This window comes from Streptomyces sp. NPDC020681 (genome assembly GCF_044334895.1).
Taxonomy (GTDB): domain Bacteria; phylum Actinomycetota; class Actinomycetes; order Streptomycetales; family Streptomycetaceae; genus Streptomyces.
This window is the reverse complement of record NZ_JBIRTX010000008.1, coordinates 23044-46133: the sequence shown is the minus strand read 5'-3', so window position 1 is coordinate 46133 and position 23090 is coordinate 23044. Positions and strand designations below refer to the sequence as shown.

The 23090-nt window shown below is 69.9% G+C and carries 20 protein-coding genes; 12 read left to right on the top strand and 8 right to left on the bottom strand.

Annotated elements, in window-relative coordinates; genetic code table 11:
- Nucleotides 1–2 precede the first annotated feature (2 nt).
- Together ACH4YL_RS20410 and ACH4YL_RS20405 are read left to right on the top strand one after the other, a co-directional pair.
- Nucleotides 3–1199 (top strand): dipeptidase, encoded by a 1197-nt coding sequence (locus ACH4YL_RS20410; RefSeq protein WP_398508789.1) that lies wholly within the window; start codon nucleotides 3–5, stop codon nucleotides 1197–1199.
- 119 nt (nucleotides 1200–1318) lie between these two features.
- Nucleotides 1319–2401: a dipeptidase gene (locus ACH4YL_RS20405; protein WP_398508788.1), complete on the top strand. Its 1083-nt coding sequence runs from the start codon at nucleotides 1319–1321 to the stop codon at nucleotides 2399–2401.
- 27 nt (nucleotides 2402–2428) lie between these two features.
- Here ACH4YL_RS20405 and ACH4YL_RS20400 read toward each other — a convergent pair whose 3' ends face one another.
- Nucleotides 2429–2791, bottom strand: a complete 363-nt coding sequence (locus ACH4YL_RS20400) for a VOC family protein (protein ID WP_398508787.1) — start codon at nucleotides 2789–2791, stop codon at nucleotides 2429–2431.
- Between the two features lie 94 nt (nucleotides 2792–2885).
- Here ACH4YL_RS20400 and ACH4YL_RS20395 point away from each other — a divergent pair, with 94 nt between their 5' ends.
- The 4 genes from ACH4YL_RS20395 to ACH4YL_RS20380 all read left to right on the top strand — a co-directional run bounded on the left by ACH4YL_RS20395 (nucleotide 2886) and on the right by ACH4YL_RS20380 (nucleotide 5822).
- Nucleotides 2886–3398: a CGNR zinc finger domain-containing protein gene (locus ACH4YL_RS20395; protein ID WP_398508786.1), complete on the top strand. Its 513-nt coding sequence runs from the start codon at nucleotides 2886–2888 to the stop codon at nucleotides 3396–3398.
- A gap of 111 nt (nucleotides 3399–3509) precedes the next feature.
- Nucleotides 3510–3857 (top strand): hypothetical protein, encoded by a 348-nt coding sequence (locus ACH4YL_RS20390; protein WP_398508785.1) that lies wholly within the window; start codon nucleotides 3510–3512, stop codon nucleotides 3855–3857.
- A gap of 85 nt (nucleotides 3858–3942) precedes the next feature.
- Entirely contained in the window at nucleotides 3943–4617 is a 675-nt protein-coding gene (locus ACH4YL_RS20385) for a DUF5819 family protein (RefSeq protein ID WP_398508784.1), read from the top strand.
- On the top strand, nucleotides 4614–5822 hold the full coding sequence (locus ACH4YL_RS20380; protein WP_398508783.1) for an HTTM domain-containing protein: 1209 nt from the start codon (nucleotides 4614–4616) through the stop codon (nucleotides 5820–5822). The genes ACH4YL_RS20385 and ACH4YL_RS20380 overlap by 4 nt, the downstream gene beginning before the upstream one ends.
- A gap of 18 nt (nucleotides 5823–5840) precedes the next feature.
- On the opposite strand, the gene ACH4YL_RS20375 is transcribed toward ACH4YL_RS20380, so the two are convergent.
- On the bottom strand, nucleotides 5841–7178 hold the full coding sequence (locus ACH4YL_RS20375) for a UDP-glucose dehydrogenase family protein (protein WP_398508782.1): 1338 nt from the start codon (nucleotides 7176–7178) through the stop codon (nucleotides 5841–5843).
- Between the two features lie 163 nt (nucleotides 7179–7341).
- On the opposite strand from ACH4YL_RS20375, the gene ACH4YL_RS20370 reads away from it, so the two are divergent.
- Complete coding sequence (locus tag ACH4YL_RS20370) at nucleotides 7342–8499, top strand: acyl-CoA dehydrogenase family protein (protein ID WP_398508781.1); 1158 nt, start codon at nucleotides 7342–7344, stop codon at nucleotides 8497–8499.
- A gap of 55 nt (nucleotides 8500–8554) precedes the next feature.
- On the opposite strand, the gene ACH4YL_RS20365 is transcribed toward ACH4YL_RS20370, so the two are convergent.
- Entirely contained in the window at nucleotides 8555–9772 is a 1218-nt protein-coding gene (locus ACH4YL_RS20365; protein WP_398508780.1) for an LCP family protein, read from the bottom strand.
- A 118-nt stretch (nucleotides 9773–9890) separates the two neighbouring features.
- On the opposite strand from ACH4YL_RS20365, the gene ACH4YL_RS20360 reads away from it, so the two are divergent.
- Complete coding sequence (locus ACH4YL_RS20360; RefSeq protein ID WP_398508779.1) at nucleotides 9891–10439, top strand: acyl-CoA thioesterase; 549 nt, start codon at nucleotides 9891–9893, stop codon at nucleotides 10437–10439.
- 16 nt (nucleotides 10440–10455) lie between these two features.
- Here the strand turns inward: ACH4YL_RS20360 and ACH4YL_RS20355 are convergent, their stop codons facing one another.
- On the bottom strand, nucleotides 10456–11826 hold the full coding sequence (locus tag ACH4YL_RS20355) for an LCP family protein (RefSeq protein ID WP_398509086.1): 1371 nt from the start codon (nucleotides 11824–11826) through the stop codon (nucleotides 10456–10458).
- A gap of 206 nt (nucleotides 11827–12032) precedes the next feature.
- On the opposite strand from ACH4YL_RS20355, the gene ACH4YL_RS20350 reads away from it, so the two are divergent.
- Nucleotides 12033–13076 carry a glycosyltransferase family 2 protein gene (locus tag ACH4YL_RS20350; RefSeq protein WP_398508778.1) on the top strand — a complete coding sequence of 348 codons (1044 nt, stop codon included), beginning with the start codon at nucleotides 12033–12035 and terminating at the stop codon, nucleotides 13074–13076.
- Between the two features lie 255 nt (nucleotides 13077–13331).
- Here ACH4YL_RS20350 and ACH4YL_RS20345 read toward each other — a convergent pair whose 3' ends face one another.
- From ACH4YL_RS20345 to ACH4YL_RS20330, 4 genes are all read right to left on the bottom strand, one after another.
- A complete protein-coding gene (locus ACH4YL_RS20345) occupies nucleotides 13332–15050 on the bottom strand; it encodes an LCP family protein (protein WP_398508777.1) in 1719 nt (572 codons plus the stop codon).
- Nucleotides 15051–15107: 57 nt separating this feature from the next.
- Entirely contained in the window at nucleotides 15108–16817 is a 1710-nt protein-coding gene (locus ACH4YL_RS20340; RefSeq protein ID WP_398508776.1) for an LCP family protein, read from the bottom strand.
- A 220-nt stretch (nucleotides 16818–17037) separates the two neighbouring features.
- Nucleotides 17038–18453: an LCP family protein gene (locus ACH4YL_RS20335; protein ID WP_398508775.1), complete on the bottom strand. Its 1416-nt coding sequence runs from the start codon at nucleotides 18451–18453 to the stop codon at nucleotides 17038–17040.
- Nucleotides 18454–18662: 209 nt separating this feature from the next.
- Complete coding sequence (locus ACH4YL_RS20330; protein WP_398508774.1) at nucleotides 18663–19415, bottom strand: TIGR03089 family protein; 753 nt, start codon at nucleotides 19413–19415, stop codon at nucleotides 18663–18665.
- 137 nt (nucleotides 19416–19552) lie between these two features.
- On the opposite strand from ACH4YL_RS20330, the gene ACH4YL_RS20325 reads away from it, so the two are divergent.
- From ACH4YL_RS20325 to ACH4YL_RS20315, 3 genes are all read left to right on the top strand, one after another.
- Complete coding sequence (locus ACH4YL_RS20325; protein ID WP_398508773.1) at nucleotides 19553–20872, top strand: peptidoglycan recognition protein; 1320 nt, start codon at nucleotides 19553–19555, stop codon at nucleotides 20870–20872.
- Between the two features lie 86 nt (nucleotides 20873–20958).
- Complete coding sequence (locus tag ACH4YL_RS20320) at nucleotides 20959–22041, top strand: sugar phosphate nucleotidyltransferase (protein WP_398508772.1); 1083 nt, start codon at nucleotides 20959–20961, stop codon at nucleotides 22039–22041.
- Nucleotides 22042–22083: 42 nt separating this feature from the next.
- Nucleotides 22084–23082: a DNA-3-methyladenine glycosylase family protein gene (locus ACH4YL_RS20315; RefSeq protein ID WP_398508771.1), complete on the top strand. Its 999-nt coding sequence runs from the start codon at nucleotides 22084–22086 to the stop codon at nucleotides 23080–23082.
- The last annotated feature ends 8 nt before the right edge of the window (nucleotides 23083–23090 follow it).

The following is a 23090-nucleotide window of genomic DNA, read 5'->3' as shown; positions in this document are numbered from 1 at the left end:
GGATGGAATCCCCCACGGACCACCTCACCCGCGCCCGCGAGCTGCTCGCCGCCCACCCCGTCGTCGACGGCCACAACGACCTGCCCTGGGCGCTGCGCGAACACGTCCGCTACGACCTCGACCGCCTCGACATCGCCGCCGACCAGCGCGGCCGGCTGCACACCGACATCCCGCGGCTGCGCACCGGCGGCGTCGGCGCGCAGTTCTGGTCGGTCTACGTACGCAGCGACATGGCCGGCGAGGACGCGGTCAGCGCGACGCTGGAGCAGATCGACGGCGTACGCCAGCTCCTGGAGCGCTACCCCGCCGACCTGGCACGGGCGTTGACCGCCGACGACATGGAAGAGGCGCGCGGCGAGGGCCGCATCGCCTCGCTGATGGGCGCCGAAGGCGGCCACTCCATCAACAACTCGCTCGCCACGCTGCGTGCGCTCCACACCCTGGGCGTGCGCTATATGACCCTCACCCACAACGACAACGTGGCGTGGGCGGACTCGGCGACCGACGAGGCCGGCGTCGGCGGTCTCTCTGCCTTCGGCCACGAGGTCGTCCGCGAGATGAACCGCGCCGGCATGCTGGTCGACCTGTCGCACGTCGCGCCGTCGACGATGCACGACGCGCTCGACACCAGCGTCGCGCCGGTCGTCTTCTCGCACTCCTCGTCCCGCGCGGTCTGCGACCACGTGCGCAACATCCCGGACGACGTGCTGGAGCGGGTCCCGGCGAACGGCGGCGTGGCGATGGCCACGTTCGTGCCGAAGTTCATCCTGCCCGCGGCGGTCGAGTGGACCCGGGCCGCCGACGAGAACCTGCGCTCGCACGGCTTGCACCACCTGGACACCACGCCCGAGGCGATGAAGCTCCACGCGGCCTTCGAGGAGGCGCACCCGCGCCCGGTCGCCACGGCGTCGACGGTCGCCGACCATCTCGACCACATGCGCGAGGTCGCGGGCGTCGACCACATCGGCATCGGCGGCGACTTCGACGGCACGGCCTTCACACCGGACGGCCTGGAGGATGTCGCGGGCTATCCGAACCTGATCGCGGAGCTGCTGCGCCGCGGCTGGTCCGCCCCGGACCTGGCGAAGCTGACCTGGCAGAACGCGGTGCGGATGCTGCGGGACGCGGAGTCGGTGGCGCGGGACGAGCAGTCCCGCCGCGGCCCGTCGAACGCGACGATCGCCCAGCTCGACGGCTGAGGAGTGCGGCGGGGGCCCCGGGCCCCCGCCGTACCCCGAACGCTCCACCCGCCGAGAACCCTCGGCGCTCCCGTGCCACCGTGGCCGTACGGCACCGCCGTCGACGCTCGGAGCACGACATGGCAGACCTCCAAGACGACCCCGACACCGCACTCATAGCGGTCGGCGGCCTCGACGACCCGGGGCCGAGTCCCGACAAGGCGCCGAAGACGCGCCCGGAGTCCGGTGCTCAGACCCTGGAACAGGCCCGTGAGCTGCTCGCCGCGCACCCGATAGCCGACGGCTACAGCGGTGTGGCGCAGGCGCTGCGCGAGTCCGTCCTGTACGACCTCGAAGCGGGCGAGGGCCTGCTGGAGACCGACATCCCGCGGCTGCGGGACGGTGGCGTCGGCGCACAGTTCTGGTCGCTTCACGTGCCGCTCGAACTCACCGGAGACCGCGCCGTCGCCGCCAGCCTGGAACAGCTCGACCTGGTCCGTTCACTGGTGGAGAGCTGGCCCGAGGGCCTGCGACTGGCGCTCGGCGCCGACGATCTGGCGGACGCGCGCAACTGCGGCCGCATCGCGTGCGTGCTCGGCCCGGTGGCGGGCCCGGCGCTCGGCGACTCGCTCGGCACGCTGCGCGCGTACTACGCGCTCGGGGTCCGCAGCGTCACGATCGCCGGCACCCGCTGGACCCAGCGCACCGGTCTGACGCCCTTCGGCCACCAGGTCGTGCGCGAGATGAACCGGCTCGGCATGCTGGTCGACCTCTCCGGCTGCACGCCCGAGACGATGCGCCGGACGCTGGTGGTGACCAACGCCCCGGCCGTCATCTCGCACCATCCGACGCCGGTCCCCGACGACGTACTGCGCCAGCTGCGCGCCAACGGCGGCGTCTGCATGGTGGCCTGCACCGAATCCTCGATCCGGGAGGCGGCCGACCGCCTGGACCACGTCCGCACCACGGCGGGCCCGCAGTCCACGGCGCTCACCGGCGCCTACGACACGGGCACGCCGCACGCGCCGGGCCTCGGGGACGTGTCCTGCTTCCCGCGGCTGATCTCCGAACTCCTCACCCGCGGCTGGTCCGAGCCGGACATCGCGGCCCTGACCTGGTCGAACGTGGCGCGGGTGCTGCGGGACGCCGACTTCGTCGCCCGGGCGACGAAGTCGCGACGCCCGCCGTCCGTGGCACGGCTGCTGCCGCCGCTGGACGCCTGACGCCGCTGCCCGCCCGGGCGTACTCCGTCAGCAGGCGCAGAGGCAGAACGGGTGGCCCGCCGGGTCCGCGTACACCCGCCAGCCGCGCGCCCTGTCGTCCGCCTCCAGCGGCTTCGCACCGAGCGCCAGCACCTGCTCCTCGGCCGCGTCCAGATCGTCCACGGTCAGGTCCAGATGGAACTGCTGCGAGCTGTCCGGCGCGGGCCACTTCGGCGGTACGAAGCCGGGTGCCGCCTGGAAGGCGAGTGGCACGCCGGGCGCTCCCGTGAGGTTCACCCAGTCCTCGCCGTCCTTCTCGATGTCACCGCCCAGCACCGCCGCGTAGAAGCGGCCGAGAGCGACCGGGTCCGGACAGTCCAGCACGACGGTCCCCAGGGTGGCGATGGTCATGGCTCCTCCTCGTTGTTCGATGCGCGTTACCGTTAAAGAGGCTCTACCGGTAACCGTTACTGCATGCTCCCGCATCGGAGGTAACGTCGCAACCATGAATGACAGGGTTTCCGCGCCCGGCGGCCTCGCGCTGGTCGAGGCCCTCGTGAACACGCTGGACGTCGAGACCGGCGCCGACCGGCTCGACACCGCGGAGGGCCGCGCCGGCTTCGGACTCCACGAGCGGGACGTGCCGTCGGCCCGGGAACTGCGCGAGGCTCTGCGCGCCGCCTGTCTGGCTCACGCGGGCCACCCCGCGCAGGGCGCGGCCACTCCGCTCGCGGACCTGCTCGCCAAGGCCCCGCTGCTGGTCACGGTCGACGCGGACGGCACTGCCTCGCTGCGTCCGGCGGACCCCGCGCCCCTGGTCTCCCGTATCGCGCAGGCGATCGCGTTGGCGGCCGCCGACGGCACCTGGGCGCGGCTCAAGGCGTGCGAGGCCGAGGACTGCCGGTGGGCGTACTACGACCGCAGCCCGGCGGGCCGCCGCCGCTGGTGCTCGATGTCGGTGTGCGGCGCGCGCGCCAAGATGCGTACGTACCGCGCGAAGCAAGGCGGTTCGCGTTAGCGCAACCCGGTTGGTCCATTGAGGGCCGAGGATTCGTTACCTCCCCGATTTCGCCCCGTTGGGCGCGGCAGCGGCGACCGATGCGGCGCTGCCCGAAGGGAAGGCGGTTTCATGAAGGGGATTTTCCGGACTGCATTTGTCGTGGCGTCAGTCGTTGGCGCCGCGGTGTTCGGCGGAGTCGCGACGGCCGATGACGGCAACACGTTCCACCAGGGCGATTCCATCAACAACTCGACGTCGAACAACCTGGACCACAACTGTGGCCCGTTCCGCAACGGATTCTGCAACCAGACCAACACCTTCAACCCCGTGGTGAATCTGAGCATCCGCGACCTGTTGCTGGGCAGCGGGAATGAAAACGGCGACACCGGCAGCTCCGGCTCCTCCGGCAGCAGCGGCTCTTCGGGCTCCTCCGGCAGCAGCGGCTCTTCCGGCAGCAGCAGCGCCTCCTCTGGCTGAACAGCGCCCAGCGGCAACACGGGCGACAGTCCGGCCGTGACGACACAGCGGAATCCGGACCCGGCGAACAACGGAGCGCAGGAGAATGACGGGCACTCAGAGCAATTCTTCCCGGGTCCGGTCCGGACCGGCCACGGCGGTACTGGTCTCGGCCGCCGTGATCATGCTGGGAGCCGTGGCCTGGCACGCAGCGGCGGTCTTCCTTTCTCTCGCGCCCGAGAACGGGATCTCGCAGAGATACAAAGAACAGATCGACGAATACGCCAGACCCGCATTCGCCAGGGACTGGAAACTGTTCGCCCCCAACCCCCTCCAGGAGAACACTCTGGTCTCCGCGCGCGTCGAGTCGCAGTCCCCCGACGGCCGTCGCCAGATCGGCAGTTGGGTCGACCTCACCGGGCAGGACGTCGCGGCCATCAGAGGCAACCCGCTCCCGAGCCACGTCCATCAGAACCTGCTCCGCCGGGCCTGGGACTTCTACGCGAAGACGCACGACCTGCGCGACGGACGCCGCGTGGACCGGCGAGGTGACCTGTCGGAGCAGTACCTGAAGCGGATCGCGCTCCAGCGCTTCGGCCGCGGGGACAGCAGCGGCACACAAACCGTCGCCATCCAGTTCCGGCAACAGCTGTCACCCGTGCAGCCACCCCGCTGGGACACGCGCGACGCGGGCACCGACGGCAGGGTCCGCGCGGTCGCTCCCGCGACGCAGCCCTGGTGGCCGGTGAGGGAGCACGACTACGAAGGGCTGGGGCTGTGACCAAGCGCCTCACCGATCTCACCGATCTCACCGAGAGCATCACGCGCCTCACCGACCTCGCCACCCGGACCCGGTTCCCGTACCAGGCCGCCACAGTCCGGATCGGCTTCTCCCTGGTCTTCGCGGCCTTCCTGCTTCGGGAATGGCCTCATCGCCGGACCCTCTACGGAGACCACAACCCCTGGTCACAGGAGATGGCTCTGCGCGTCATCGGCGAGGACCAGGCCTTCACCGCGCTGGCCTGGTGGCCCGGTCACTGGTGGTTCGAGACCGTTTACCACGGCACTCTCGTGGCGGCCCTGCTGCTCATGGTCGGCTGGCGTACCCGCGCCACGTCTGCGTTCTTCATGGTCGGCGTGCTGTCCCTGGAGTTCCGCGCCCCCTATCTGGGGGACGGCGGCGACAGCGTCTTCATCACCATGGCGATCTATCTGGTCCTCACCCGCTGCGGCCAGGTCTGGTCACTGGACGCGCGCCGTCGGCGCACCGGGGCCGCCGACCGGTCCGGTCCGTTGCTGTGGCAACTGGCGGGCGTACTGCTGGGGTTGGTGCTCGGTCTTCCCGACCTGGGATGGACCGGGCTGCTCTGGGCGCTGTGGGCAGCATCCGGTCTGCGGTTCGCGGCCGACCGCTGGTTCCCCCGGCACGAGGCACGGACCGTGCTGGACGGTCTGGCGGCCATGCTGCACAACGCGGGAATGCTCGTCATCGCCGTACAGATCTGCTTCATCTATGCCACGGCCGGCTGGTACAAGATCCAGGGCTCGCGCTGGCAGGACGGCAGCGCCCTGCACTTCGCGCTGCACCTCGACCACTTCCGGCCGTGGCCGGCGCTTTCCGACCTGCTGGCGGCCGGGATGATTCCGGTCGTCCTGCTCGCCTACGCGACGGTCGTGGTCCAGGTCGCCTTCCCCTTCACGCTCGCCTCCCGGAAGATCAAGAACGTCCTGCTCGCGGTGATGATGGCCGAGCATGCCGGCATCGCGATCGTCCTCGGGCTGCCGTTCCTGTCCGCGGCGATGATCGTCTGCGACGCCCTGTTCCTGCCGACCGCGCTGCTGCTCGGGATCGACGCCCGGGTCAGGCGCAGGGTTCTTCGGCCCGGGGGCGCAGCGGAGGTCCCGGCGGCCGTTCCTGCCATCCCGGACAGCAGGAGTCCCGAGCCCGCGCGGGCACCGGCACCGTCCGGCGGACCCGGGCGCTGACACCGCCCGCCGCCGGCCTCAGGCCCGCGGGCGGCCCATCGCGCGGTACGTCCAGCCGGCCTCGCGCCACGTCGCCGCGTCCAGCGCGTTCCGTCCGTCCAGGATGATCCGGCTCGACGCGACCGAGCCCAGCACCGCCGGGTCCAGCTCGCGGAACTCGCGCCACTCCGTCAGATGCAGCACCACATCCGCGCCGCGCACCGCGTCGAGCGCCGTGTCCGCGTAGCCGAGCGTCGGGAAGAGCCGCCGCGCGTTGTCCATGCCCTTGGGGTCGTACACCGTGACCTGGCCGCCCTGGAGGTGGATCTGCCCGGCGACGTTCAGCGCGGGCGAGTCCCGCACATCGTCCGAGTCCGGCTTGAACGACGCACCCAGCACGGCGACCCGCTTGCCCAGGAACCCGCCGCCGCCGAGCGCCTCACGCGCCAGCTCCACCATGTGGCCGCGGCGTCGCATGTTGATCGAGTCGACCTCCCGCAGGAAGGTCAGCGCCTGGTCCGCGCCCAGCTCGCCGGCCCGCGCCATGAAGGCGCGAATGTCCTTCGGCAGACAGCCGCCGCCGAAGCCGATCCCGGCCCGCAGGAACTTGGAGCCGATGCGCTCGTCGTAGCCGATCGCCTCGGCGAGCTTCACCACGTCACCGTCGGCTGCCTCGCACACCTCGGCCATCGCGTTGATGAAGGAGATCTTCGTCGCGAGGAACGAGTTGGCGGACGTCTTCACCAGCTCGGCGGTCGGGAAGTCCATCACCACGAACGGCGAGCCCTCACCGACCGGCGTCGCATACACCTCGCGCAGCAGCTTCTCGGCGCGCTCGCTCTCCACGCCGACCACGATCCGGTCCGGGTGCAGCGTGTCCTGCACGGCGAAGCCCTCGCGCAGGAACTCAGGGTTCCAGGCGAGCTCGACCTCGCCCGGCGCCTGCTCCGCGAGCAGCCGGGCCAGCCCCGCGGCTGAGCCGACCGGCACGGTCGACTTGCCGACGACCAGCGCGGGCCGCTTCAGCTGGGCCGCCAGCGAGGTGAAGGCGGCGTCGACGTAGCTCATGTCGCAGGCGTACTCGCCGTGCTTCTGCGGGGTGTTCACGCAGACGAAGTGGATGTCGCCGAACTCGCCGACCTCCTCCCAGGAGGTGGTGAAGCGCAGCCGGCCGCTGGAGCCCTCGATGCCCTGGACGTGCTTGGCGAGCAGCTCCTCCAGCCCCGGCTCGTACATCGGGACCTTGCCGGCCGAGAGCATCTCGATCTTCTCGGGCACGACGTCGAGGCCGAGCACTTCGAAGCCCAGCTCGGCCATGGCCGCGGCGTGCGTTGCGCCGAGGTAGCCGGTGCCGATCACGGTGATCTTGAGGGCCATGCGGTGCTCCAGAGAAGTACGGGCTGGGAATGCGACCCGAGCATAGCCGCGCGTTCGCAGAGGCACGTTTGCCCCTGTCGCCAAGGTCACGTATGCCTGGAGGTGAGCGGCCTCTAAAATTAGGTTACTTAACGGTAGTTAGCGTCTTGGGGAGTGAGAAACCTTGGCCGGATCGGCTGATTTCGACCTGTACCGCCCGTCCGAAGAGCACGACATGCTCCGTGACGCGATTCGCTCGCTCTCCGAGGCGAAGATCGGTCCGTACGCCGCAGAGGTCGATGAGCAGGCCCGCTTCCCGCAGGAGGCGCTGGACGCGCTGGTCGCCAACGACCTGCACGCGGTCCACGTCCCCGAGGAGTACGGCGGCGCCGGCGCCGACGCGCTGGCCACGGTCATCGTGATCGAGGAGGTCGCCCGGGTCTGCGCCTCGTCCTCGCTGATCCCGGCGGTGAACAAGCTGGGCTCGCTCCCGGTGATCCTCTCCGGGTCCGAGGACCTGAAGAAGAAGTACCTGAGCCTGCTGGCCAAGGGCGACGGAATGTTCTCGTACTGCCTCTCCGAGCCGGACGCGGGCTCGGACGCGGCGGGCATGAAGACGAAGGCCGTCCGCGACGGCGACTTCTGGGTCCTGAACGGCGTGAAGCGCTGGATCACGAACGCGGGCGTCTCCGAGTACTACACGGTGATGGCGGTCACGGACCCGGAGAAGCGCTCCAAGGGCATCTCGGCCTTCGTCGTCGAGAAGTCGGACGAGGGCGTGTCCTTCGGCGCCCCGGAGAAGAAGCTCGGCATCAAGGGCTCGCCGACCCGCGAGGTCTACCTGGACAACGTCCGCATCCCCGCCGACCGCATGATCGGCGAGGAGGGCACGGGCTTCGCCACCGCGATGAAGACGCTGGACCACACCCGCATCACCATCGCGGCGCAGGCGCTCGGCATCGCCCAGGGCGCGCTGGACTACGCGAAGGGCTACGTCCAGGAGCGCAAGCAGTTCGGCAAGCCGATCGGGGACTTCCAGGGCGTGCAGTTCATGCTCGCCGACATGGCGATGAAGCTGGAGGCCGCACGTCAGCTCACGTACGCCGCGGCGGCCAAGTCGCAGCGCGTCGACGCCGACCTGACGTTCTTCGGCGCGGCGGCGAAGTGCTACGCCTCGGACGCCGCGATGGAGATCACGACGGACGCGGTGCAGCTGCTCGGCGGCTACGGCTACACGCGCGACTACCCGGTGGAGCGCATGATGCGCGACGCCAAGATCACGCAGATCTACGAGGGCACGAACCAGGTCCAGCGCATCGTGATGGCGCGCAACCTGCCGTAGGACAGACATGCGTTGGGGCCCGCACCGGATTCCGGTGCGGGCCCCAACGCTGTGCTCACTTCTCCGTGACCGTGACCTTCTCGTCGTTCTTCAGCTGCTCCACGAGCTGCTTCACCTTCGCCTTGTCCCAGACCAGGTTCCCGCCCCGGCTGCCCGAGATCGGGATGTTCATCGACGTGCCCTCGCCGCCCGTGACGCCCTTCATCGCGAAGAACATGTTGCCCAGCGACCACAGCGACATGTCCTTGTCCACGATCAGCGTGTCCAGGCCGGCGCCCATCGTCGGATAGAACTTGAAGGGGTTCAGGATCGTGCCGGGCGTAGCCGTCTGGCTCGCCAGCGCCGCGAGGAACTTCTGCTGGTTCTTCGTACGGTCCAGGTCACTGCCCGCGAAGGCGTACCGGGTCCGTACGAACGCCAGCGCCTGCTCGCCGTCCAGCGTCTGCTTGCCCGCCTGGAAGTCCGCGCCCGACTTCTTGTCCTTGAAGGCCTTCGGGATGTCCATCTCGACGCCGCCGATGGAGTCCACGATGTTCGCGAACCCGGCGAAGCCGATCTCGACGTAGTGGTCGATGCGCAGGCCGGTGTTGTGCTCGACCGTGCGGACCAGCAGCTCCGGGCCGTCCTCCGCGTACGCCGCGTTCAGCTTGACCCGGCGGCCCTCGGCCGGGAAAAGCTTGCCGGACTCCGAACCCTTGAAGGACGGGATCTCCACGTCCGAGTCGCGCGGCAGCGAGATCAGCGTCGGGCCGTTGGAGCCGTCGTGCAGGATCATCATCGAGTCGGTCCGCTTGCCGTCGGCCGAGCCCGTGTGCAGCTTCTTCTTCTCCTCGTCCGACATGCCTTCACGGCTGTCGGAGCCGACGATCAGGTAGTTCGTGCCGTCGCCCTCGCCCGGCCGCTCGATGACCTTGGAGAGGTCGACCTCGCGTTGGAGCTTGGAGTCGGCCCAGAAGTACGTGCCTATGGTCACGGCGAGCAGCACGACCACCAGCGTCAGCGAACCTATCTTGATCCGCCGCCGCCAGTTCGGGGCCGGGCGGCCGTACGCCGGGTCCGACCCGTAGGGAGGGCCGCCCTGGCCGTCGCCGGGCTGCTGGCCGTAGACCTGGCCCGTGTTGTAGCCGCTGTCATAGCCAGGGGAGGCATAGTCGTCGTACCCCTGCGACTGCTGCTGCGGGACCGGTCGTCGCTGCACATGGCGCATCGCGCGAGCGCCTTCGGGCTGCGAGCCCTGGCTGCCGCGTCCGTATCCTTCGGGCCAATCGTTCATGCCGACCAGTGTGCAGGCGCGCCCCTCGGCCTCACAGGCCGGGTGGTAAATAGGACCGGTGCTGTTGCCAAGCTGATGCAATGCGACCGCCGTGGAGCCCCCGCATATGGTGGAGCGCATGACAGATCAGGCCCAGCGTCCGGAGTCCGAGATTCCGGGCAAGCCCACTTCGGCGTCCCGTACCACCCTCAGTCACATCATGACCGGCAGTGACACCAATCTCCTCGGCACGGTGCACGGCGGCGTGATCATGAAACTGGTGGACGACGCGGCGGGCGCGGTCGCGGGCCGCCACTCCGGTGGGCCGGCGGTCACCGCCTCCATGGACGAGATGGTCTTCCTGGAGCCGGTCAGGGTCGGCGATCTGGTGCATGTGAAGGCCCAGGTGAACTGGACCGGCCGGTCCTCGATGGAGGTCGGCGTGCGGGTGCTGGCCGAGCGCTGGAACGAGTCGACGCCGGCGACGCAGGTCGGCAGCGCGTATCTGGTCTTCGCCGCGGTCGACGCGGACGGCAAGCCGCGCAGGGTGCCGCCGGTGATACCGGAGACCGAGCGGGACCAGCGCCGCTACCAGGAGGCGCAGATCCGGCGTACGCACCGGCTGGCGCGCCGCCGGGCGATCAAGGAGCTTCGGGAGAAGCGCGCGGCGGAGGGTATGGGCGACTAAGTCATGACATTGGGGACTAGGTTCCGGAGTTGCAGACGACCTGGTCGCCCGTCACCGCGCCGAACTCGCCCTGGTACGCGTCCTCGGCCCGTACCGCCGTCACACCCTTGTAGTCCGTGCCCGCCGTCACCCGCAGCGTCGCGCCCTGTCCCTTGACGGCCCGCAGCTCGCACCCCTTCAGTGCCGCCGCCAGCGACCGCGCCGAGCGGTCCCACCGTGGGTCGTACGTCACAAGGGTGCGGCGCAGTTCGGGGCCGACGGCGTTCAGTGGTGCGCGCGTGGTGTTGAAACCGGTGGCCCGCAGCGCCGAGTCGACCTTTCTGCCGAGGCCGTCGCCGCGCGTCCCGTTGTAGACCTGTACGCGGATCTGCTGCGGCGACACATCCACCAGCGTCGCCCTCGGCCGCTTCGGGCGGAGCGGCGCGAGCGGCCGGTCCTCGCGGATCATCCGGAACAGCTTCGCCGCCTTCGCCTCGTCCCACTTCACCGTGGAACCGAGGCCCTTGACCGAGCCGATCTTGCCGAGCGGCACGGACGTGAACTCCGACGACGCCGCCGAGAAGCCCCGCATCGCCCTGCCGAGCGCGACCATCTCGTCGGCGCCGAAGCCTTTGTCGGCCCGTACGGAATTGAGCATCGTCGAGGCGACCTGGCGGAACTTCACCGGATTCAGCAGCACTCCGGTGCTGGTCCCCTGATGGATCAGGCCCGCCAGAAAGCGCTGCTGGCGCTGCATCCGGCCCAGGTCCGCCGCGCCGTCGACATGGCGCGAGCGCACATACTGCAGCGCCTCACCGCCGTTCAGCTTGTGTGTGCCGACAGCGAGATCCAGGCCCGAGTAACTGTCCTTCATCGGGCGAGGCGTGCAGACCTCGACCCCGCCGAGCGCGTCCACCGTCCTCATGAAGCTGGTGAAGTCGACCTCCAGATAGTGGTCGATCTTCACCTTGGTCATGCGCTCGACGGTGCGCACCGTGAGCCCGGGACCGCCCTCCGAGTACGTGGCGTTCAGCTTCACCGCATGCTTGCGGTAGTGCTTGCCGGTGGCCGCGTCGGTGTGCTCCGGGATCTCGGCGTAGCTGTCCCGCGGCAGGCTGACCACGCTGGCCCGTTCCCGGTCGCGGGAGATGTGCACCAGCATGATCGTGTCGGTGCAGCGGCACGGCGCGCCGCCGAGCTTGTACTTCCGCTTCTGCTCGCGCGAGATCTTGTCGCGGCTGTCGGTGCCGACGACCAGCAGATTCATGCCGTGGCTGTCTTCGGGCCGGTTCTTCATGTCGCGGAACGGATCCACCCGGCTGATCCCGGTGTCCAGGCTCGTCATCACCGCGTGACCGATGGCGCCGGCGCCCAGCACGAGGACCGAGAGCGTGGTGGCCACCCGCAGGCCCCAGCGCGGACGCTCGACCGGCCGTCTGGTCCGTGGCCTGGGGTGCGGCCGGCGACGGGGTGAGCGGGGCGGCATGGGCACGAGGAGGTACCTCCGCGGGCGACAGGGGGTCGTGCACACCGTAGGCCGATACGATCTGCGGCCACCCGCACCGACCGGCCGCCGCGCGTCGGTGTCCCCCGTTCGCGGTAACGTGGCGACCGATGAACGCCACTCCCGCCGCCCAGCCGCCCGTCTCCGTGATCATGCCGGTCCTCAATGAGGAACGGCATCTGCGCAACTCGGTCCGTCACATCCTCGAGCAGGAGTACGGCGGCGAGATGGAGGTGGTGATCGCGCTCGGCCCGTCCACGGACCGCACCGACGAGATCGCCGCCGAGCTGGTCGCCGAGACCGCATCCGATCCGCGCAAGCGCGTCCACACCGTGCCGAACCCGACCGGCCGCACGCCGGCCGCGCTGAACGCCGCGATCAAGGCGTCCAGCCATCCGATCGTGGTACGGGTCGACGGCCACGGGATGCTGTCGGCGAACTACATCGCCACCGCCGTCCGCCTCCTGGAGGAGACCGGCGCGCAGAACGTCGGCGGCATCATGCACGCCGAGGGCGAGAACGACTGGGAGCACGCCGTCGCCGCGGCGATGACCTCCAAGATCGGCGTCGGCAACGCGGCCTTCCACACGGGCGGCACGGCAGGCTCCGCGGAAACCGTGTATCTGGGTGTCTTCCGGCGCGCGGCGCTGGAGCAACAGGGCGGCTACAACGAGGAGTTCGTCCGGGCCCAGGACTGGGAGCTGAACTTCCGCATCCGCGAGGCCGGCGGCCTGATCTGGTTCTCGCCGGAGCTGAAGGTGCAGTACCGCCCGCGGCCTTCGGTCAAGGCGCTCGCCAAGCAGTACAAGGACTACGGCCGCTGGCGCCATGTCGTCGCCCGCTACCACCAGGGCTCCATCAACCTGCGCTACCTCGCGCCGCCGACCGCGGTCTGCGCCATCGCCGCGGGCCTCGTGGCCGGTGTGGCGCTCACGCCGTGGGGCCTGGTCGTCCCGGCCGGCTATCTGGCCGCGATCGCCGCCGGATCCGTCCCGGCCGGCAAGGGCCTTCCGCTGAAGGCCCGGCTGCAGATCCCGGTCGCGCTCGCCACCATGCACATGTCGTGGGGATACGGCTTCCTCACCAGCCCGCGCGCGCTGGCGAAGAAGGTCATCGCGAGCCGCCGTCCCGCAGTGAAGACCGCGTCGGCCTGACCGCCGGCCTGCCGGCCTGACCGCCTGATACGCGAAGGGCCCCGGGTGCACGCGCACCCGGGGCCCTTTCACGTACGCGCTAGGTCGTGTCCGCAAAGTCTCGCCTGGCATGCGACGCCCTGCACGCACGCTCGCTGCGTTGCCGATACGCCCAAGTAGCTCCGCTACGAGGGCGCACCGGCGCCTTGCGATCGCACGCACCGGACGCCGCATGCCCCGCCCTCCGGGCGGACGGCGATACTTTGCGGACACTCCCTAGAAGGTGAAGCCGGCCTGCACCGGCATGCACGCCTCCTCGTTGTCGCCGCGAAGGGGCTTCGCCGACACCGGCGTCTTGTTGTCCTGCTGCCCCGCCGACTTCGGATAGGCGTCGCCCTCACGCCAGTCCGCGCCCACGATCAGGCTGATGCCGGTGACATCCGTCGACTTCTTCACCGAAGTCAGCGGAATCCCGAGGGACTTGGCGACGGCCTGCGCGTCGCCCTCCAGCTCCGCGTTGGAGAAGCGGATCACCGTCTTCTCCTGCGGGTTCTTGGTGGCGTCCGCCTTGGCCTGGGCGAAGCCCTTCCCGGTGAGGATCTCCTTGACCGCATTCGCCCGTCCCCGCTCGGCGAACTGGCCGTCGCCGTCGGTGCCGTTCTGCACCAGCACAGCGATCTCGCCGGGCGCGGCCGCCGGGTCCTTGGACACGACCGGAGCGGTGGCCGGCTTCTTCTTCGCCGACGCCTTGCCGTCCAGCGGAATGTCCTCGCGGACCATCCGGAACAGCTGCTCGGCGTCGCCCGGCTTGGGCTCGACCTTGCCGGCGAAGCCCTGACGCTGTGTGTAGAAGTTCGGCATGGTGGTCATCGTGATCCGGCCGGTCGGGACGCTCTTGAGCTCCTCGCCCAGGTCGAAGAGCTGCTTGACCGAGTCGATGCCCTTGTCGACGGTGAGCGCGCCGATGGCCGCCTCGGCCAGCTTGCGCAGCTTGTTGGGGTCGGTGAGCTTGGTGTTCTTGCGGAGCTCGCGGACCATCGAGTTCATGTACATGTGCTGTGCGCGCGTCCGGGCGAGGTCGGTGCCGTCGTCGAAGCCGTAGCGCGTACGCAGCCACTGCAACGCCTGCTCGCCCTTGACCGGGTGGGTGCCGGCCTTCATCTTGAGGCCGGAGCCCTGGCCCTGCCGGTTGCGCGAGTGGATGTTCTGCTCGACACAGACCGGGACGCCGCCGATGGCGTCGGCCATGGACACCACACCGGCGAAGTCGATCATCATGAAGTGGTCGATGGTGATGCCGGTGAGTTCGTACCAGGTCGCCACCGTGCAGCCGGGCCCGCCGCGGCCGAGCGACTCATTGGTGAGCTTCCAGCCGGTCGCGGGGAACGTGTCGCCGGTGTCCGGGTCCTTGCACTCGGGGATCTTGAGCACCGTGTCGCGCGGCATGCTGATCACCGAGATGTTGCTGCGGTCCGCGGAGACGTGCACCAGCATCTGTACGTCCGCGAGCGGCGTTCCTCCGAAGGTCGACTTCGCGCCGCCCAGGTCCTGGTTCTCCTTGGAGTCCCGCGCGTCCGAGCCGATCAGCAGGATGTTCAGCGGAGTCTGCCCGGCGGCGTTGGCCTTGTGGTCGGCCATCTTGTCGCCGAGCGTCAGATCGTCCTTCTTGAGCTTGCTGTTGAGGTGCTCGTAGTAGAGGTAACCGGCCCCGGCCGTGGCGAGTATCAGCAGCGACAGTATGGAGGCGACCCAGCGCAGTATCCGGCGCTTGCCGCGTTTTCCGCGCCGCCGCGTGCCGTTGTGCCGCCGGTCGGCCCGGCGGCCCCCATCCTTGGCCGACGTCGCCGGCTGTTCGCCGTCGTCGACCGCCACAGCCGTACGGCCCTGGGCGGCCTCCCCGCCACCCTCGCCGTACAGTCCGTCGTCCCACCCCAGTTCGCGGGGGTTCGGGACGCTCTCCCGCGTCCCTTTCCCCCGCACGCTGTTCTGCCCCACCCCGGGTCCCCCTGTCGCCCGTCGTTCAGGCTTGCCGTGTGACCCGGAGCTCCCGCGTCACTTGGCACACACCTGTTTGTCCGCTTCGACCTTCTGCACACCCTCCGGCGCCTTCGCCGGACCGGTGATGGGCACTCCCGCGCCCTTGTAATCGGCGCCGAGAGTCAGCGTCATCGCCTCACGTGCCGCGGCGTCCGCGGTGCCCGGCTTCAGCGCGGTGGCCGGCAGGCCCATCAGGTCCGCGAGCTTGCGGGCCTGATCCGCCTGGTTCGGCGCGTACACCAGCGTCGTCTTGGCGAGCTTCTGCGGCGCGTTGCCCTCGTTGCTCGACTTCAGTACGCCTTCCTCGTTCTGCAGCCAGGTCAGCGTCGCAAGCGCCGCCCCCGGAGTGTCGCCGCCGTTGAAGACCGCCACCCGTACATCGGATGCGGCCGCCCGCGGCCCGGACAGCAGACCCTGCTGCTTGTTCTTGGCGTCCTGCGCCTTCTTCTCCACCTCGGTGAGCGAGGTGTCGCTCTGGATCATCGAGAACAGCGGCTTGGCCTTGCTCTCGTTCAGCAGCACCGTGGCGCCGTCGGTGTTGTCGACGACCGGCACGGTGGCGAAGGTGATGTTCTTCGGATTCACCTTGGACAGCTCCATGCCGAGATCACGCAGCCTGGAGATCTTTCCTATGCCGGAATCGACGGTGAGCGCCTTGGTGGCCGCCTCCGCCAGGTCCAGCATCTTGGACGGGCTGGACAGCGTCTCGCTCGACTTCATCTTGCGGATCAGCGAGCTGAGGAACTGCTGCTGGATCTCGATACGGCTCAAGTCGCCGCCGAAGCCCACCGAGTGGCGCGTACGGACGAAGGCCAGCGCCTCCTCGCCCTTGATGGTGTGCTTGCCCGCCGGGAGATTGAGCTTGGAGTCCTTGTCGTTGATGTCCTTGGCGAGACAGACCTCGACGCCGCCGACCGCGGTCGTCATCGTCTTCACCGCGTTGAAGTCGGCCATCATGAAGTGGTCGACGGTGACTCCGGTGAGCTCCTTGACCGTCCGCATGGTGCAGCCCGGGTCGCGGCCCGACTGGCCGAGGCTCTCGTTGAACCGGGTCTTGTTCGTACCCCTGATGTCCTTCGTCGAGCCGTCCGGCTGCTTCGTCTCGCAGCTCGGGATGTCGGTGATCAGGTCGCGCGGGATGGACAGCGCGGTCGCGTTCGTCCGGTCCTTGGAGACATGGAAGAGGATCGTGGTGTCGGCGTGCCCGACGCTGTTCTTGTCGCCGTAGGACTCGTTGCCCTCGCCGGAGCGCTTGTCGGTGCCGATGACCAGGATGTTGACGGCCTGGTCCTTCTTGAAGCCACCAGTGCCCGCGCCCGTGACGTCGACGGTGTTCAGATTCCCCTCGAGGTGCCGGTAGTAGAGGTACGTGGCCGCGGAGGCGGCGACCAATACGAACGCCAGCACACCGCCCGTCCACATCAGCGCCTTCTTCTTGCCCGACTTGGGCTGTTTGCGCTTGCGGCGGCCCGCATTGACCGGACTGCCGCCGGAGGCGTCGCCCCCGCGGCGCGAACGCTGCGGAGGTACTTCGCGGCCCGGAGCCTCGGTCCTGCGCCGCTGTGGATTTCTCGGAGACGGCGTTCTCGGAACCGCGGATCCCGACGGCGACGACTGCGCTGCGGATTGGTTCAGTCGCAATTCGTAATTGCCGGTCTGCGGGTTGAGTACCCACTGGTCGGCGGGGTCGATCTCGTCCGCCCGTCCACGGCTTTGCGCATCCACGGTTGCCTGAATCCTCCGTCGGTGCCACGCGAAGCGCCTCCCCCGAAGGGCGCTCGGTCTTTCGATCCACTAGTGCGAGACCCGAAGTCTGAACACCGGATCGCGTCACACTATCCGCCCAGTTCAACGTGAGGCGACGTCCGTGACAAATTCCTCGGCCCTTACAACCGGGCAATCTGCCCAATCCGTATGGGCTGTGTACTTCAGCTTGGTCATCGCTTTACTCGCACATGCCTTCGGCCGCATTCGTGCCGGAGAAAGTCGGCGAAGGAGTCGGGCTCGCGGAACCGGTGCCGTCCGGGTTCCCCTCAGCCTCCTGGTTCTTGGTCTTCTCCTTCGCCGGGACGACCTTGATGGGGATGTCTTCTCTGAGCCGCTTGAAGAGCTCCGTGGCATCCGGTTCGACGAGCTCGTCACGGTTCGGATCGGCGGAATAGGGCTGCCGCGGCACTGTGAGGAACTGCACTTTCTCCGTCGGGATGCTGCGGACCGACCGCGTCAGGTCGTACAGGTCCCTCAGCGAGTCGAGTCCCGGGTCGGTTGTCAGCGACTTGGTCGCCGCGTCCAGCACCGGATAGAGCCGTGTCGGATTGAGCAGTACGCCATTGCTCTGCACCTTCTTGACCAGCGCGCCGAGGAACTGCTGCTGGCGGTCCATACGTTCGGTGTCGCTGCCGTTTCCGATGGACTTGCGGGCGCGTACGTAGCCGAGGGCCTGCTCGCCGTTGAGGGTCTGCTTGCCGGCCGGCAGCTTGAGATGCGCGTCGGCGTCGTCGATCGGCTCCTTGAGGCAGACCTCGACGCCGCGCACCGCGTCGACCATGTCCTTGAAGCCGCTGAAGTCCACGACCATGTGGTGATCGATCCGGACGCCGGTGAACCGCTCGACGGTACGGATGGTGCAGGCCGCGCCGCCGAACTGGAAGGCCCAGTTGAACTGTGCGAACTGCTCCCGCGTGCGGGTGCCGTCGGGCTTGCGGCAGCTCGGGATGGACACCATCAGATCGCGCGGCACGGACATCGCGGTCGCGCTCTGCCGGTCCGCGGCGATGTGCAGCAGGATCGTGGTGTCGGACCGCTGGCTGCCACCGTCCCGGCCGTACTGGTCGTTGCCCTCGCCGGAGCGGGTGTCGGAGCCGAGGAGCAGGATGTTCTGCGCATCGAGCGCGATGGGCGTCGGCCGCTCCTTCTCGTATGTCTCGAGCTCGGAGGCGGCGGTGGTGTCGGTGGTGATGTTGCCGTCGAGCTTCCGGTAGAACCACCACCCGACACCGGCCGCGGCCAGCACGACGAAGGCGGTGCCGAGAGCGGCCCAACGCAGCCAGTGGCGCTTGCGGTTGGGGAGCTCGGGACGCGCGGCCCAGCCTGTGGGTCTGCCGCCGTCGGCCGTCGCCGCCGTTGCGGGCTCCGGCTCGGTCTTGAGCCCGGGCTCGTTCTTGGCCTCCGGCTCCGCGACGGATGCGGGCTCGGCGGCGGGCTCATGGTCAGCGGCGGGTGCGGGCTCGGGCGCGGTCGGCTCGGGCGGTTCGGGAGCGCTCTCCGGAGGCACCGGCTCGTCCCCGGTCTGGCCGTCCGGGCCGTCCGGTTCGGCCGGTGAGCCGGCTCCCCGCGCGCTGTCCGTCACGTCTGAGTCCATCCTTCACGGCGTCGGCGGCGCGCTGGGCCGCCGATCGCAGGACTAGACGGCTGAGCCTGGCGCTTGGTTGTGCGTTGAAGCACATGTCATCGCCGATCATCCACCGGAGGCCCGACCTGAGCCGGGGGGCTCGGCCAACGGTGTGCGCCACACGAGTGGCCCTCAGAGGCTTGTCGTACCACTCGGCCTGCTCGGCCCGAGCGGGCCGCTCACACCGCGGTATTGGTGACGCGCTCGCTCTCGATCCGCTTCTGGAGCCCCTCCGGGGACAGCTCGCCGAGGTTCCGGCACAGCACCACTGACGCGCCCGCCGCCAGCGGCGCGTACAGACCGGCCGACAGTCCCTCCCAGCTGTCGAAGCCGTGCCCGGTCAGCAGTCGCGACCCGCCCACCAGGCCGAGTTCCGCCGCGTCCGTACGGCCGCGCTGAACCAGCTGGAGACCGGTCAGCTCCTCGCCCTCGACCGAGAGCGCGGGCGCAGCCGGGTCAACCGGCGCATACGGTGCGAAACGGTCGCCCTGGCTCGGCACCTCGACCGCGTAGTCGGCGAAGCCCGCCGGCGGCTGCGGGAACCGACCGCCCAGCGGCCGCAGCGCCAGCGCCACGCGCTCGCCGGAACAGGCGCGCGCCTCCTCCAGCGTGTCCGGGCCGCTGACGACGAGATCCGCGTCCGCCGCGTCTCCGCCGACCTCAACGGTCACGCCGACGGACGAACAGGCGAGCAGCCACACCGCGCTCTGCCAGTGCGCGGGCAGCAGCAGCGCGAGCCGGTCACCGGGCCCGGCGGCAAGATCGTTCTGGAGCAGATTCGCCGTCTTCGCCACCCAATTGGCGAAGGTGGCCACGGACAATTCGACGCGTTCACCGGTGGCGTCGTCGTAAAAAGTGACCAAGGGGCGCGCGGGATCCGCGGCGAGCGCGGATCGCAGCAGGTCGGCGGGGGTGCGGTCGCTGGTGTTCATCCGCGCAAGCGTACGCGGCGGGCGTCGCCGGGACCGCCGTACCGGTGACGGGGTCCACCGGTCGGACCGATGGGCCGTCAGTTTCCCGGCGCGTTCCCGGGCGGCGGAGTCGGCGGCCCCGGCTCAGCATCGTCTTCATGCGTGGATTCCTGGCTTCTTCGATAAGCGTGGCGTGCTCAGCCGCGCTCCTGCTCCCGCTCTCACTGGCCGCCGGCGCGGCTGCCGCGCCACCCGAGGCGCCACCGACACCGGACCTGCCCGGCTCGACCCAGTCGCTGCCCCTTCAACCGATCGGTCCGAAGGACCGCTCGCTCGGACCGGCGAAAGAACAAGGACTGCTCGACCCGGACGTCAAGCCGTTCTCTCTGGTCGGCGTGGTCTGGGACAACGCGAGTACCGAACTGCACGGCACCGTCCAGGTCCGGACCCGCCCCATCGGCTCCCGCACCTGGTCCTCCTGGCAGGACGTGCAGACGCACAACGAGGACCACGGGCCCGATCCGGGCACCGCTGAAGGCAAGTCGGCGAAGGCGCGTGGCTCCACCGCGCCGCTGTGGGTGGGGGCGTCGGACGGCGTCGAGATACGCGTCCGGTCCGAAGCGGGTGAACCGCTTCCACTGCCGGCAGGCATGCGTCTCGAACTGGTCGACCCCGGCGCGGAACCCCCCGCCGTGGACCGCTCGGGCGGCGCGCTGCTGCCGGCGGACGGCACCGTGGTCCCGGCTCTGTCCCGGGCGGAGACGGTGGCCGTGGACCCGGTCGAGGACGACGACCGGACCACCGAGGAGGAGAACGCCGACGGGCAGTCGGATGCCCTGGCGATCCCGGCCGCGGCCGCGGCAGCGCCGTACATCGGCCCCCGGCCGGCCATCATCACGCGCAAGGGATGGGGCGCGGACGAGTCTCTGCGCGAGAGCGGCTTCGTCTACACCTCGTCGGTGAATGTCGCCTTCGTGCACCACAGCGCCACCGGCAACAGCTATACGTGTGCGCAGGCGCCCTCAGTCCTCCGTGGTATCTACCGCTACCACGTGGTGAGCAGCGGCTGGCGCGACTTCGGCTACAACTTCGCCGTCGACAAGTGCGGAAACATCTACGAAGGCCGCGCGGGAGGCGTGGCCAAGGCGGTGCAAGGCGCCCACACCCTGGGTTTCAACACCAACAGCATGGGCATCGCCGTGCTCGGCACGTACAGTTCGTCCACTCCGCCGCCGGCGGCGGTGACCGCGGTCGCCAAGCTGACGGCATGGAAGCTCGGGCTCTTCGGCGCCAACCCGAAGGGCAAGGCGACGCTCACGTCCGGCGGCAGCGGAAAGTACGCGAAGGGCAAGAAGATCAGCTTCAACGTCATCTCCGGGCACAGGGACGGGGTATTCACCGACTGCCCCGGAAGCAAGCTCTACTCGAAGCTCGGCACCGCCCGGACCGCTTCGGCCTCGTACCAGGGACGCGGCTGACCGAGAGGGCACCGCACCCACTGCATACACTGGCCGGTCTCGAACGAGTGACCACTCCGGCCCGGACAGGAAGCAGGGACGACAAGGTGACAGAAGCGATCCTGCTGGTCGGCGGCAAGGGCACCCGGCTGCGTCCGCTCACCGTCAACACGCCGAAGCCCATGGTTCCGGCGGCGGGCGTCCCGTTCCTCACCCACCAGTTGGCGCGGGCTCAGGCCGCGGGCGTCGAGCACATCGTGCTGGCGACGTCCTACCTGGCGGAGGTCTTCGAGCCGTACTTCGGCGACGGGTCCTCGCTCGGTCTGCACCTTGAGTACGTCACCGAGGACGAGCCGCTCGGCACCGGCGGCGCGATCCGAAATGTCGCGTCCCGGCTGCGATCGGGCCCGGACGAGCCGGTGCTGATCTTCAACGGCGACATCCTGACCGGCCTGGACATCGGCGCTCTGGTCGATGTCCACCGGTCGTCGGGCGCGGACGTCTCGCTCCATCTGACGCGGGTCGAGGACCCGCGGGCGTTCGGCCTGGTGCCGACGGATCCGGACGGCCGGGTCACGGCCTTCCTGGAGAAGCCGCAGACGCCGGAGGAGATCGTCACCGACCAGATCAACGCGGGCGCGTATGTGTTCCGCCGCTCGGTCATCGACGCGATCCCGGCGGGCCGCCCGGTCTCCGTCGAACGCGAGACCTTCCCCGACCTGCTGTCGTCGGGCGCGCATCTGCAGGGCATGGTCGACTCGACGTACTGGCTGGACCTCGGCACTCCGCAGGCATTCGTCCGCGGCTCGGCCGACCTGGTCCTCGGCCGCGCCCCGTCCCCGGCGGTCCCCGGCCGCTGCGGCGACCGGCTGGTCCTCCAGGGCGCGTCGGTGGCCCCGGACGCGAAGCTCACCGGCGGCACGGTCGTCGGCCAGGGCGCGACGGTCCACTCCGGCGCGCGGATCGACGGCAGCGTGATCCTGGCGGGCGCGACGGTCGAGGAGGGCGCGGTGGTCTCCGCCTCGCTGATCGGCACGGGCGCGCGCGTCGGCGCGCGAACGGTCCTGGCGGGCGCGGTGATCGGCGACGGCGCGACGGTCGGCCCGGACAACGAACTCCGCGACGGCGCGCGGGTCTGGTGCGACGCGGTGCTCCCGGCCGGCTGTGTGCGCTTCTCCTCGGACCAGTAGGCAAAGCCCGCCGCAGGCGACGCCGCCCCGTAGTCTCGTCACGTGGCAGGACGCTTCGCACCCGACCGACCCACCCGCACCACCGTGCGCGGTGGTCACACGCCCGTGCCCAACGCCGTCCCCCGGCAGGCCACCGCGGCCCGGACCCGCCGCTACACACCTCCCGGCCCTCTCGACCTCGGCCTGGTTCTCGGGCCGCTGCGCCGAGGCCCGGCCGATCCCACCTTCCGCACCACCCCGGACGGATCCGTCTGGCGCGCCTGCCGTACGCCCGCCGGACCCGGCACCGTCCGCGTCTGTCTGCGCGGCGGCGCCGCGGAGGCCGAGGCATGGGGCCCGGGCGCCGAGTGGCTGCTCGACCGGCTGCCCGCACTGCTCGGCGACGCCGACGAACCCGACGCCTTCGCACCCCGCCACCGCCTCGTCGCGCTCGCGCAGCACCGCCGCCCGGGCCTGCGCCTGACCCGGACGGGACTGGTCCTGGAGTCGCTGATCCCGTCGGTCCTGGAGCAGAAGGTCACAACAGACGAGGCCTACCGCGCCTGGCGGCTACTGGTGCGCAAGTACGGCGAGCCCGCGCCCGGCCCGGAAACGCGGCTGTGTGTGATGCCCGACCCGCGCACCTGGTCGCTGATCCCGTCCTGGGAATGGCACCGGGCCGGCGTCGACAACAAGCGCGCCTCCACGATCCTGCGCGTGGTCCGGGTGGCCCGCCGGATGGAGGAGGCGGCGGCGATGGAGCCCCAACAGGCCCAGGAACGGCTGGAGTTGATCCCCGGCATCGGCCCGTGGACCTCCGCCGAGACCGTCCAGCGCAGCAATGGCGCACCCGACGCCGTCACCGTCGGCGACCTCCACCTGCCGGGCATCGTCGGCTTCGCGCTCGCCGGCGACCGCAACGCCGACGACGCGGCGATGCTGGAGCTTCTGGAGCCCTACGCGGGCCAGCGCCACCGCGCCGCCCGCCTCATCCTCCTCAGCGGCCGCACCCCGCCCCGCCGCAAGCCGAAGATGCCCCGCGCGGACATCGCGCAGCTCTGAGCCTTGCC